General features: G+C 33.5%; 11 protein-coding genes. 8 read left to right on the top strand and 3 right to left on the bottom strand.

Annotated elements, in window-relative coordinates:
- Positions 1-84: 84 nt before the first annotated feature.
- The gene (gene rocD / locus OLM51_RS09590) at positions 85-1,338 is read right to left on the bottom strand and encodes an ornithine--oxo-acid transaminase (RefSeq protein ID WP_264554096.1); all 1,254 of its coding nucleotides are present in this window, start codon (positions 1,336-1,338) and stop codon (positions 85-87) included.
- Between the two features lie 196 nt (positions 1,339-1,534).
- On the opposite strand from rocD, the gene OLM51_RS09585 reads away from it, so the two are divergent.
- The 5 genes from OLM51_RS09585 (at position 1,535) to OLM51_RS09565 (ending at position 7,111) form a co-directional block, all read left to right on the top strand.
- Positions 1,535-1,987, top strand: a complete 453-nt coding sequence (locus OLM51_RS09585) for an Lrp/AsnC family transcriptional regulator (RefSeq protein WP_264554095.1) — start codon at positions 1,535-1,537, stop codon at positions 1,985-1,987.
- Between the two features lie 9 nt (positions 1,988-1,996).
- On the top strand, positions 1,997-4,198 hold the full coding sequence (locus tag OLM51_RS09580; protein WP_264554094.1) for a penicillin acylase family protein: 2,202 nt from the start codon (positions 1,997-1,999) through the stop codon (positions 4,196-4,198).
- 100 nt (positions 4,199-4,298) lie between these two features.
- Positions 4,299-5,072 (top strand): dienelactone hydrolase family protein, encoded by a 774-nt coding sequence (locus OLM51_RS09575; RefSeq protein WP_264554093.1) that lies wholly within the window; start codon positions 4,299-4,301, stop codon positions 5,070-5,072.
- Positions 5,073-5,114: 42 nt separating this feature from the next.
- Positions 5,115-6,086 (top strand): DUF3667 domain-containing protein, encoded by a 972-nt coding sequence (locus tag OLM51_RS09570; protein WP_264554092.1) that lies wholly within the window; start codon positions 5,115-5,117, stop codon positions 6,084-6,086.
- A gap of 8 nt (positions 6,087-6,094) precedes the next feature.
- The gene (locus OLM51_RS09565) at positions 6,095-7,111 is read left to right on the top strand and encodes a M28 family peptidase (protein ID WP_264554091.1); all 1,017 of its coding nucleotides are present in this window, start codon (positions 6,095-6,097) and stop codon (positions 7,109-7,111) included.
- Between the two features lie 479 nt (positions 7,112-7,590).
- On the opposite strand, the gene rho is transcribed toward OLM51_RS09565, so the two are convergent.
- Positions 7,591-9,456 (bottom strand): transcription termination factor Rho, encoded by a 1,866-nt coding sequence (gene rho / locus OLM51_RS09560; protein WP_264554090.1) that lies wholly within the window; start codon positions 9,454-9,456, stop codon positions 7,591-7,593.
- Positions 9,457-9,638: 182 nt separating this feature from the next.
- Between rho and OLM51_RS09555 the strand changes: the two genes are divergently transcribed.
- From OLM51_RS09555 to OLM51_RS09545, 3 genes are all read left to right on the top strand, one after another.
- Positions 9,639-10,055, top strand: a complete 417-nt coding sequence (locus OLM51_RS09555; RefSeq protein WP_264554089.1) for a DUF4293 domain-containing protein — start codon at positions 9,639-9,641, stop codon at positions 10,053-10,055.
- Positions 10,056-10,201: 146 nt separating this feature from the next.
- Entirely contained in the window at positions 10,202-10,864 is a 663-nt protein-coding gene (locus OLM51_RS09550) for a response regulator (RefSeq protein ID WP_264554088.1), read from the top strand.
- A gap of 34 nt (positions 10,865-10,898) precedes the next feature.
- Positions 10,899-11,816 carry a sensor histidine kinase gene (locus OLM51_RS09545; protein ID WP_264554087.1) on the top strand — a complete coding sequence of 306 codons (918 nt, stop codon included), beginning with the start codon at positions 10,899-10,901 and terminating at the stop codon, positions 11,814-11,816.
- 6 nt (positions 11,817-11,822) lie between these two features.
- Here OLM51_RS09545 and OLM51_RS09540 read toward each other — a convergent pair whose 3' ends face one another.
- The gene (locus OLM51_RS09540; RefSeq protein WP_264554086.1) at positions 11,823-12,317 is read right to left on the bottom strand and encodes a metallophosphoesterase family protein; all 495 of its coding nucleotides are present in this window, start codon (positions 12,315-12,317) and stop codon (positions 11,823-11,825) included.
- Between the last annotated feature and the right edge of the window lie 168 nt (positions 12,318-12,485).

Here is a 12,485-nt window from a genome sequence, read left to right as displayed (position 1 = left end):
TTTTTTGATATTTTAAGTAATTATAACCAGAAGGCGTTCGCCGCGGCGAACGCCTTTTTATATAATAAAGATAAGCAGAATTAATTAATCTCTAAAATCGTTCAATGACTTTTCAATAATTTCAAGACATTCTTTTATTTGAGCCTCTGTCATTACCAATGGCGGAGCCAATCTAATTTTATTTCCGTGAGTTGGTTTTGCCAGTAATCCGTTGTCTCTGAATTTTAAACAGATTTCCCAGGCCAAATCAGAATCTTCTCCACAATTAATTACAATTGCATTTAGTAAACCTTTTCCGCGAACTAAAGTAATAAGGTCATTTCGCTCAGCGATTTCATTTAATCCTTTTCTTAAAATGATTCCCAGACGTTCTGCATTTTCAGCAAGATTTTCCTCTTTTATAACTTCTAAAGCCGCTATAGCAACTGCCGCGGCTACAGGGTTTCCTCCAAAAGTAGAACCGTGTTGTCCCGGTTTAATCACATTCATGATTTCATCATTGCATAAAACAGCAGAAACCGGATAAACTCCGCCAGAAATTGCTTTCCCTAAAATTAAAATATCAGGCTGAACATTTTCGTGATGCACTGCCAGTAATTTTCCTGTACGTGCAATTCCTGTCTGAACTTCATCAGCAATAAACAAAACATTATGCTTTTCACACAGTGCTTTCGCTTTTGCTAAATATCCTTCTGATGGCACATAAACTCCAGCTTCACCCTGAATTGGCTCTACTAAAAATCCTGCAATATTTTTTGATGATTCTAAAGCGTTTTCCAGCGCTGTAAGATTATCATATTCAATTTTTATAAATCCGTCTGTAAAAGGTCCGAAGTTTTTACGTGCGGTTTCATCATTCGAGAAAGAAATAATAGTTGTAGTTCTTCCGTGAAAATTATTCTCGCATACAATAATCTGCGCCAGATTTTCCGGAATACCTTTTACTTCGTACGCCCATTTTCTACAAACTTTCAAGGCAGTTTCTACAGCCTCGGCTCCTGTATTCATTGGAAGTACTTTATCAAAACCAAAATAATTGGTCACAAATTCTTCGTAGTTTCCTAATTTATCGTTGTAAAAAGCACGAGAAGTCAAAGTTAATTTTTGAGCCTGATCAACCATTGCTTTTACAATTTTTGGATGACAATGCCCCTGATTTACTGCAGAATAAGCAGACAAGAAATCATAATATTTTTTTCCGTCAACATCCCAAACATAAACACCTTCACCTCTTTCTAAAACCACAGGAAGCGGATGATAATTATGAGCTCCGTATTTGTTCTCTTTTTCTATCAAAACTTCCGATTTTGATGAAAGTATTTCTTTAGTATTTGCCATGATAATTTCTTTTTATTTAAGCAAAAATATAAAAATTATTCATTTTAACTACAAAAAACAGCAAAATCAACTTATATAACTTAATTTACAAGCGAATTTAACTTATTTTTACACAGATTTAAGTCATTTTAAAATCCGGAATTTTAAATCTCAAGTGAGACTTATTTTTATCTTTACACCAAACAAAAAATGAAGCATGGATATTTTAGATGAATTTGACATAAAAATTATCAAAGAATTAGAAAAAGATGGTCGTATTGCTTTTTCGACAATCGCAACAAACCTGAAAATTTCAAATACTATGGTTCATCAGCGTATAAACCGTTTATTTGAGCAAGGCATCATTACAGGAATCAAGCCCATCTTAAACGAAAAACAAGTAGGTTACGACTGGGCTTCTTTTACAGGAATTACACTCAATAAAGATTCTGACTCAGAAAGAATTATCGAAGCTTTAAAAGAAATTCCCGAAATTACTGAATGTTATTTTGTTACCGGTTCTTATACTTTGTACTTAAAAATTACAGCAAAGAACCACGAACACATGCGTAAAATTTTATACGAAAAAATTGATAACATTCCCGGAATTGCAAAAACCGATTCGATGGTAGAATTAGGTTGTGCCTTTAAGAGAAACGTATCCTTGTAAAAAAACAACATGATTTATTCTACTAAATTATTACAAACAACATTTCTTTTTTGCTTTTTTTCAATAGTTGTTTTTGCTCAAAACGTAAGTAAAAAAGAAATTGCAAAATTGGAGGAAACGGCACAAAAAGTGACCATAATTCGTGATAATTGGGGAATTCCTCATGTTTATGGAAAAACTGATGCTGCAGCAGTTTTTGGTTTAATGTATGCTCAATGCGAAGATGATTTTAAACGTGTTGAGATGAATTATATAGAAAAACTAGGCCGCCTTTCTGAAATAAAAGGACAATCTTTTTTATATAATGATTTAGAGATAAAACTTTTAATAGATATCAACGAAGCTAAAACCGATTATAAAAATGCAGCTCCGTGGCTCAGAAAACTATTAGATAGTTATGCTGATGGAATCAATTTTTACCTATACAAGCATCCCGAAATAAAACCGCTCTTACTAACGCATTTCGAGCCTTGGTTTCCTTTACTCTGGACAGACGGAAGTATTGGTGCAATTAGTACAGCCGATCTCTCAGTAGGAGAATTAAAAGCTTTTTACTCGGGCAACAATGAAAAAACAGCTTATGTAGAAAGAGAAAAAAATGTGCAGACTGGTTCAAATGGATTCGCCTTTGGCCCATCAAAAACTGATTCCGGAAATGCTATCCTTTATATTAACCCGCATACTACTTTTTATTTTAGACCAGAAGTTCAAATATCGAGTGAAGAAGGCTTAAATGCTTATGGAGCAGTAACTTGGGGACAATTCTTTATTTATCAAGGATTTAATGAAAACTGCGGTTGGATGCACACCTCTTCAAATGTAGATGTTGCTGATATGTATGCTGAAAAAATTGTGGCAAAAAAAGATAAACTGTTCTATGAATATGACAAAAAATTAATTCCTGTAATTGAGAAAGAAATCATAATTAAGTATTTAGAGAACGGAAAACTAGTTCCTAAAAAATTCAAAACTTATTTTACCAATAATGGCCCGATAATGGCTAAACGAGACGGAAAATGGATAAGCCTAAAATCTAATAACCGCTCAATGAATAGTTTAATTCAGAGCTGGGTTAGAACCAAATCTAAAAGTTTTGAAGAGTATAAAAAAGCGATGGATCTAAAAGCTAATACATCCAATAATACCGTTTATGCAGACAGTAAAGGAAATATTGCATATTGGCATGGAAACTTTATCCCAATACGGGATAAAAACCTCAACTGGTCAAAAGTAGTTGACGGATCGATTTCTGCAACTCAATGGAAAGGCTTACACGAAGTTGATGAAACTGTACATCTGTATAATCCAGTAAACGGCTGGCTGCAAAACTGCAATTCAACACCATACACTGCAGCAGGAGCTAATAGTCCAAAAAAAGAAGACTACCCTGCATATATGGCTCCTGATGGGGAAAACTTTAGAGGAATAAACGCTGTTCGTATTTTTAGCCAAGACAAAAAATACACTTTAGATAAAGTTATTACCGACGGTTATGATTCCAAATTATCTATTTTTGAAATCTTAATTCCTGCTTTGACCGAAATTTTTGAAAAAAATATAAAACCGACTGATACAGCTTATAGTGAACTAGCTGAGCCAATCTCTGCTTTAAAAAACTGGGATTATTATGCCAAAGAAAATTCTATCGCAACGACTCTGGCAATCGAATGGGCTTACAAACTAGACCCCATCATTCAAAAAGCTTATATTAACGAAGGAGAACCTGATCAGGTACAAAACACTCGAAAATTTGCTAAAAATGCGACTGCAGAGCAATTAATTCCACAACTGCAGCAAGCAGTAAAAGAACTAAAAGCAAAATGGGGAACATGGCAAGTTACATGGGGAGAAATTAATCGTTTTCAGCGTTCCAATGGTGATATTAATTTAAAATATGACGATTCTAAACCAAGTTTACCAATTGCTTATGGTCCGGGCTCCTGGGGAAGCCTTCCCTCTTTTAAAAGCAGTTATCAAAATGGCACTAAAAAGCGATATGGTTACAACGGAAACAGTTTTGTTTGTGCAGTAGAATTTGGCAAAAAAATCAAAGCAAAATCACTACTGGCAGGTGGAAACAGCGGTGATCCTAATTCTAAGCATTTTAACGATCAGTCTGAAATGTATCAAAAAGGACAATTTAAAGAAGTCTTATTCTATAAAGAAGATGTAATCAAAAATGCTGAAAAAACGTATCATCCCGGCGAATAATTTCAACCTTACAAATTAACACAGAAACCTCAAAAGAAATAGCTTTTGAGGTTTTTTTGTAACATAATATTTCAGATATTTGTTAAAAATTGTAAAAAAAATGAAAAATTCTACCGCACTTATTTTTGCAACCATACTCTTTTCTACTGCAATCAACGCACAATTAAAAACCGTAAAATATTCCGAAGGGAATACCACTTTAAACGGTCTTTCGATAAAACCGGCTAAAAAAAGCAGTCAAAATCCGGGCATTTTAATCTTGCCTGCCTGGCTTGGAATAGATAATGCTTCTAAAGGATATGCCGAAAACTTATCAAAACTGGGCTATAATGTTTTTATCGCTGATATTTATGGCGAAGGAAACGTTCCTAAAAACACTACTGAAGCGGGAAAGTTAGCTGGTTTTTATAAAACCAATTATGAAGCCTATCAAAAACGAATCAATGCTGCTTTACAGGAATTGATTAAATCCGGCGCAAATGCAGATAATATTGTAATTATTGGTTATTGCTTTGGAGGAACAGGGGTTCTTGAAGCTGCCCGCGCACATCTTAATGTAAAAGGAGTTGTGTCCTTTCACGGTGGTTTAGGAAAAGATGCAAGCCGAAAAACAGAACCTATAACAACTAAAGTTTTAATTTGTCATGGAGCAGATGATCCATATGTCTCTGCAGAAGAAGTTGCTGCTTGTCAACAAGAAATGAGAGATGCAAAAGCCGACTGGCAAATGATTTACTATGCAGATTCTGTCCATTCCTTTACCAATCCCGAAGCAGGAAACGACAATTCTAAAGGAGCTGCTTATAATGCTGTAGCTGCTAAAAGATCATTTGAGCATTTGAAACTTTTTCTTGGTGAAGTACTAAAAAAATAAAACCTAAAAAAACGACCAAAAAACAAATCAATAAAATAACCAATGTCACATAGTCCGATTAGAAAAGATAAAACCTGCTTAAATTGCAGACACGTTGTTGAACTAAAATTTTGCCCAAATTGCGGACAAGAAAATACAGATAGCCGAAAAACTTTTCATCATTTATTTATTCATTTTTTTGAAGATCTTACGCATTATGAAAATGCATTCTGGAAAACAATCAAAAATTTGCTTTTTAAGCCCTCAACGCTTACCAAAGAGTATCTTTCAGGAAAACGTTTGTCTTATTTAGCTCCAGTTAGATTGTATATTTTTATCAGTTTTATTACTTTTTTATTGATTGCAATGTTTCCAAGTAACGTAAATGGTGATATTGAAAAAAGCGAAAAAGCATTAAGTACAGAAATCAGCAAAGCTACTAAAGACTTAAAAATTAGCAAAGAAGACAAAAAGTATTTCCATTTTTTAAATATGAAGAAAATTGATTCTGTTCAGAAATATGGAAAAGAAGAAGACAAGCTTAATGCCTCTAGTTATTGGTTTGTGGAAAAAGCAGCACACGTCACTGAAAAATATACCAAAAAAGAGATTTATACAAAGTTTGTAGAGTCATTCTTTCACAATCTCCCTAAAATTCTATTTATTATTATGCCATTTTTTGCCTTTTTCTTGTGGCTTTTTCACAACAAAAAACGATGGTATTATTTTGATCATGGAATTTTTACACTTCATTATTTTTCTTTCCTGTTGCTCATTTTTCTAATCATGTTTATTATCGACAGAGTAATAGGTCTTTTTGGAGAAGATAGTCCGTTGTCTTATATATCTGCAATTACAAATTTTGTAGGAACCATCTGGATGTGTTATTATTTTTATCCTGCACATCATCGTTTTTATGGCGAATCCAGAATAGTGTCATTTGTTAAAAGCGTAATGCTTTTTATAATAAACTCACTTTTTATTCTATTTTTACTAACCGTTTACGTTCTTTACACCTTTATTAATTTACACTAACTATAGGAATGAAAAAATTACTTCTTTTATTACTAATCGTTTCTGCGTATTCTTGTAAAACCGCGCAGTCAACAGCATCCAATGACAATTCGGATCCTACAAAATACATTAAAGCGATTTCACAAAAAGATCTTAAAAAAATGCTTTACACAATTGCTTCAGATGAAATGGAGGGTCGCGAAACTGGCTCAAAAGGACAGAAAAAAGCGGGTCTTTATATGATTGAGCAATACAAAAAAAATGGAGTCTCTTTTCCAAAAGGAGCTTCAGACTATTACCAACACATTCCTGCTGCTTTTTTAAACGCAAGACGCAACGAAAATCTACCTGATTCAGAGAATATCTGGGCTTATATTGAAGGCTCTGAAAAGCCAGATGAAATTCTAGTAATTTCTGCACACTACGACCATGTTGGAATTAAAGATGGTGAGGTTTACAATGGCGCTGACGATGACGGTTCAGGAACTGTAGCGGTTATGGAAATGGCAAAAGCATTTGCTAAAGCAAAAAAACAAGGTCACGGGCCAAAACGTTCTATATTATTTCTTCATGTAACTGGTGAAGAACATGGTTTACATGGATCTCGTTTTTACTCTGAAAATCCATTATTTCCAATTGCTAATACAGTTGCAGACATCAATATCGATATGATTGGACGCCGCGACGTTGAGCATGCTAAAACAAATAATTATGTATACGTAATTGGCGCTGACAGATTATCATCTGATTTGCATAATGCTGTTGTGGCTCAAAATGACAAATACATCAAAATGGACTTAGATTTTAAATTTAATGATCCTAAAGATCCGAATCATTTTTATGAGCGTTCTGACCATTACAACTTCGCAAAACATGGTATTCCTTCTGTTTTCTTCTTTAATGGAGTTCATGAAGATTACCACGGAAAAGATGATACTCCCGAGAAAATCGAATACGATGCTTTGACTAAAAGAACACAATTGGCTTTTTCAGTTGCATGGGATTTGGCTAACAGAGAGAATAGACCGGTAGTTGATAAGAAATAGTTGCAAAGGTTCAGAGGGGCAAAGGTTCAGAGTTTTTTTTAAAGGCGCTGAGATTCTAAGGTTCTGAGGTTCTAAGTTTTTTTATAGACTAAAGTCTATATTTTGTAATCTCATTGTATTTCAACCATCTTATCAAAATAACAACCACAATATTGTTATGAAAATAATTGACCTAGCCCCGTCCCGATAGTTATCAGGAGAAGTGGAAATCCTTTTGTGTCTCGTTTCTTTAACAAGACACAAAAGATTGAAGCGGATAGCGGGATTAGCTCCTTAAAAAAAGATTTGCTTTTATCATAAAAATCGGAATGACAAGATTGCATGATCAAACAACGGATTATGATCCATAGAAAAGAGCAATAAAAAATCACAAAAACCAAAAAAGGGATAAGTTTAAAAAACTCATCCCTTTTTTATATGTTATAGATTTCAAAAGAAAACCTCAGTACCTCAGCACCTTTGCAACTTTGAACCTTCCTCTAGTCATTCATAGAAATCAAAAACTCTTCGTTGTTTCTGGTTTTCTTGAAGCGATCGTTTACAAAATCCATAGATTCTACCGGATTCATATCAGAAAGATACTTACGCATGATCCACATTCTTTGCAATGTTTTTTCATCTAACAATAAGTCATCACGACGTGTACTTGATGACGTAAGATCGATTGCAGGGAAAATACGTTTGTTCGCAATTTTACGATCTAACTGAAGTTCCATGTTTCCTGTTCCTTTAAATTCTTCAAAGATAACCTCATCCATTTTAGATCCAGTTTCTGTCAATGCTGTTGCGATAATACTTAATGAACCACCGTTTTCAACATTTCTTGCCGCTCCAAAGAAACGTTTTGGTTTCTGTAAAGCATTTGCATCAACACCTCCACTTAAAACCTTACCAGAAGCCGGCTGAACAGTATTGTAAGCTCTTGCTAAACGTGTAATCGAATCTAATAAAATTACAACATCGTGCCCGCATTCTACTAAACGTTTTGCTTTTTCAAGAACGATATTAGCAATTTTCACATGCTCTTGTGGCTCTCTGTCAAAAGTAGAAGCAATAACTTCTCCACGTACGCTGCGTTGCATATCGGTAACCTCTTCAGGACGTTCATCAATCAAAAGAACGATTAAATAAACTTCCGGATGATTGGCAGCAATTGCGTTTGCAATATCTTTAAGAAGCATTGTTTTACCCGTTTTTGGCTGTGCAACGATCATACCACGCTGTCCTTTTCCAATCGGAGAAAATAAATCTATAATACGGGTTGATATAGAACTGCCTTTTTCGGCTAATTTGAATTTTTCTGAAGGAAAAACCGGTGTCAAGTGTTCAAAAGAAACTCTGTCGCGAACAACTTGCGGATCGTGACCATTAATTTTAAGTACACGAACTAAAGGGAAAAATTTCTCGCCTTCTTTTGGAGGACGAACCACTCCTTTTACAGTATCTCCGGTTTTAAGGCCAAATAATCTGATTTGTGAAGTTGATAAATAAATATCATCCGGAGAGGCTAAATAATTATAATCCGATGAACGTAAGAATCCGTAACCGTCTGGCATCATCTCAAGAACACCTTCACTTTCGATAATTCCGTCAAATTCAAAATCTGAATCTCTGAAATTATTCTTTTTATTTTTATGACTTTGATTTCCGTTACCGTTCCCATTTTGATTCTGATTTGGGTTTTGGTTTTGGTTCGGATTTTGATTTTGATTTTTATTCTGATTCGGATTTATTTTTTTTACCGGAGCAGTTGTTTCAGCATTTTCAACTATCGGAGTTGGAGCATCTGATAACTCTTCTTCATTATTCACTTCTTTTACAGCTTCTTTTTCCTTTTGAAGAGCTACTTTTTTCTCGTAAGCAGATTTATTAAATTTTACGATTTTAGGCTCTTTTTTCTCTACCACCTTACTCTCTGTACTTTCTAAACTCTCTGTACTTCCAACATTTTCCTCCACTTTTGAAGCTGGTTGATTTTTTGGAGCCGGCTGAATTTTTGGGGTTGCCTGAATTTTTGGCTTTGCAGCTGTCGGAGTTTCCTTTTTTTCCGGAGTTTCCTTTTTCTCTGGGGTTTCCTCAACCTGATCAAATTCCAGAACAGGAGCATTTTTTGAACTTGCTGCTTTTTTAACAGGAGCAATTCTGGCTCTTTTTGGTTTATCGTCTGTTATTTCTTTTTCGGCAATAGCAGAAACTGGCGGTGTTGCACTCGCTTCCTGATGCGCTAAAATCTGACTAATTAAAGTCTCTTTTTTAACGCCATTAAACTTTATAGTTTTAGCTAACTTAGCTATTTCTTGAAGCTCAGAAAGCTTCATTTCTTTTAATGCAGAAATATCAAACATGAATGTTCTATGAATTTAATTATTTTAAGGAAATACTGTAAAAAGAATAGGTAGATAAATGATTTCAATTGACCGCAGTATGAAGTGCTTACGGTATTATGATGCAATAATACGAATAAAATTTTATCATACAATAGTATTTTAAAAAAAGAAAATATATTTTTGTAAAACAATTTTAGACCATGATACAAAGAATTCAGACTGTATATCTATTTCTTACCTTTGTTGTAACAGGGGTACTTATGTTTTTTGTTCCGCTTTGGACATTAAATGACGGTAAAGCATTCTATTTTATGCAAGATCAGTTTTACACTGTTTTATTAGGTTTAAGTACAATGCTAAGTATCGTTAGCATTATTTCATACAAAAAGAGACAAAATCAGTTTGTGATGAACAGACTGAACATAATATTAAATTTAATTTTATTAGGATTATTTGTTTACCGATCTCTAAATTTATCTGGAGAGACAGCTGCTGCTGTTTCTGAGAAAGGTATTGGGATGTTTCTTCCTATTGTTGCTATCGTGTTATTAGTTTTAGCTAATAAAGCCATCAAAAAGGATGAAGATCTTGTAAAATCTGTAGATCGTTTGAGGTAAACCTATAAACTTAAATTTTTTGTGCGAAGAGAACCCGAATTTTATTCGGGTTTTTTTGTGTCTTATATTGTTACAAATGAAGCTTTAACAGCAACCTTACAAGGTACTTTTCTTTCTAAATTTGCCTCTTAAGCTTATGAATAACAATGACATCAAAAATAAAAATCCACCTCGCTGATGATCATCAGGTACTTATTGATGGTTTAACCAACTTATTACAAACGGTTGAAAACTTTGAAGTTGTAGGCAGTTCCCTAAATGGAAACAATATCTACGATGAAATTCTTCAAAATAATGCCGACATCTTAATTTTAGACATCAGTATGCCCGAAAAAGACGGGATCAAAGTACTTCAGGAATTTAACACCAAAAAAAGCTCTTGCAAGATCATTATTCTGTCCAGCTATGATGATTTAAAAATCATTAAAGAAGTAATGAAATTAGATGCAAAAGGGTATTTGACAAAAAAATGTGCCGGTGAAAATATCATTGAAGCAATTCATGCAGTTTATCAGGGACAAGATTACTTTTCTGATGCAATTAGAGAAAAAGTTTTTAAAAGCTTTACATCTAACAATCCAAAACTAAATAAAAACATCTATGCTGAAAATCAAATTTTAAGCCCTCGTGAAATTGAAATAATCACTCTGATTTCTTTAGAATATAGTGGAAAAGAAATAAGCGAACAACTTTTTATAAGCATCAATACTGTTGAAACGCATCGAAAAAATATCATGAAAAAACTGCAAATAAAAAATACCATCGGACTGGTTAAATATGCTTTAAAAAACAATCTCATCAATCCCTAATTTTGCAATAAAACCTATCTCGACCTTTATTATTATGTTGTTTTACAGAATTTTAATATTACTTTTTCTCATTCTTCCTTTTAACAACACTCCAGCTTTTAGTCAACAACAGGAAACTTTAAAGGAGGGCTCTCAGCAATACAAAACACCAAAAAAAACAAACATTGCCGAAATAAATAAGCAAGAGCAGTTACGAAACAAAAAAGTGGTAAGTTTATCTATACTTCTTACTATTATTTTGTTTTTTTTATTTTATTTCTTTTATCAGAATAACAAACTAAAACAAAAAATAAGACGAAAAGACATCAAGCAGAAAATCCTCCTGGATGTTATTAACTCCGGAATTGACAGTCAGGAAACAGAAAGAAAAAAAATAGCTTCTTTTTTACATGACAATGTAAACTCTCTATTATCATCTGTTGGCCTCCATCTCAATACTTTTACTACACAAAATAATATCCAGTCAGACGAAATTAAAAAAGCAAAATTAATTTTAGCCGATGCTCATGATCAATTGAGAGATCTGTCACATGATCTTGTTCCAAGTCTTTTAGTTCGTTTTGGGTTAATTTATGCTATCGAAGATTTATGCGAAAGAAACTCCAACATCGACATAAACTTTGAATTCTCAAGTACAGTTCAACCTGACAAAAGGTATATTGAAAAATTTGAAATGAAGATCTATTTTATTGTATCAGAATTATTCAGCAATATTATAAAGCATAGTAATGCTACTAAATCTCAAATAACCTTAAAAGAAAACAAAAACCATTTTTGCATTAAAATACAGGACAACGGAAAAGGTTTTAACATCAAAAAAATAGATGAATCTGAAGGTTTTGGATTAAACCGGATAAGAGCTCGAGTTAAAAAATTCAAAGGAACTTTTGAGATATTTTCAAAAGCAGATAAAGGCACGGTAATAAAAATTAAAATCCCTTTACCACACTAAAAAAAGCTATTTCTTTCCTATTTCAACAATCTCGAGATCCTTAATTTTATCATCATCAATTACAAATCGAAGCATTGTACGAACTTGATGAAATCCACTTTTTCCAGCTGCTCCAGGATTCATATGCAGCAAGTTATTCTTTTTATCAAACATCACTTTTAAAATATGAGAATGCCCGCAAATAAATAATTTAGGCGGATTTGAAGCCATTTCTTCTCTAATATTTGGGTTGTATTTCCCAGGATAACCTCCGATATGCGTAATCCAGACGGAAACATTTTCGCACATAAACCTATTATTTAACGGAAATTCTAATCTTGCTTTTGCATCATCTATATTCCCATACACACAACGAAGCGGCTTTAACTTCTTTATAGTATCAGTAACATTCAGGTCTCCAATATCCCCGGCATGCCATACTTCATCTGCCTGAGCAACATATTTTAAAATTGTATCATCAATGTGACTGTGAGTATCGGAAAGAAGGAGAATTTTTTTCAATTTTTTTAAAGGTGCAAAGGTTAAGAGGTTCAAAGGTACAAAGGTTTTTTTTAAAGATACTAAGGTTCTAAGTTGCTAAGATGCTAAGTTTTTTACGTCTGTATTATGTAGAGACGCACAGCAGTGCGTCTTACGTCAGATTTTCATTTCTTTATAAATACAAAAAAT

It is taken from the genome of Flavobacterium sp. N2038, assembly GCF_025947185.1.
Classification (GTDB): Bacteria; Bacteroidota; Bacteroidia; order Flavobacteriales; family Flavobacteriaceae; genus Flavobacterium.
This window is presented reverse-complemented; position numbering and strand designations above follow the sequence as displayed.

What these genes read in the sequence shown, in the direction of transcription:
- rho (WP_264554090.1), bottom strand. Translation starts at nt 9,456, where the DNA reads ATGTTTGATATTTCTGCATTAAAAGAAATGAAGCTTTCTGAGCTTCAA.
- OLM51_RS09555 (WP_264554089.1), top strand. Translation starts at nt 9,639, where the DNA reads ATGATACAAAGAATTCAGACTGTATATCTATTTCTTACCTTTGTTGTA.
- OLM51_RS09550 (WP_264554088.1), top strand. Translation starts at nt 10,202, where the DNA reads ATGACATCAAAAATAAAAATCCACCTCGCTGATGATCATCAGGTACTT.
- OLM51_RS09585 (WP_264554095.1), top strand. Translation starts at nt 1,535, where the DNA reads ATGGATATTTTAGATGAATTTGACATAAAAATTATCAAAGAATTAGAA.
- OLM51_RS09575 (WP_264554093.1), top strand. Translation starts at nt 4,299, where the DNA reads ATGAAAAATTCTACCGCACTTATTTTTGCAACCATACTCTTTTCTACT.
- OLM51_RS09565 (WP_264554091.1), top strand. Translation starts at nt 6,095, where the DNA reads ATGAAAAAATTACTTCTTTTATTACTAATCGTTTCTGCGTATTCTTGT.
- OLM51_RS09580 (WP_264554094.1), top strand. Translation starts at nt 1,997, where the DNA reads ATGATTTATTCTACTAAATTATTACAAACAACATTTCTTTTTTGCTTT.
- OLM51_RS09570 (WP_264554092.1), top strand. Translation starts at nt 5,115, where the DNA reads ATGTCACATAGTCCGATTAGAAAAGATAAAACCTGCTTAAATTGCAGA.
- rocD (WP_264554096.1), bottom strand. Translation starts at nt 1,338, where the DNA reads ATGGCAAATACTAAAGAAATACTTTCATCAAAATCGGAAGTTTTGATA.
- OLM51_RS09545 (WP_264554087.1), top strand. Translation starts at nt 10,899, where the DNA reads ATGTTGTTTTACAGAATTTTAATATTACTTTTTCTCATTCTTCCTTTT.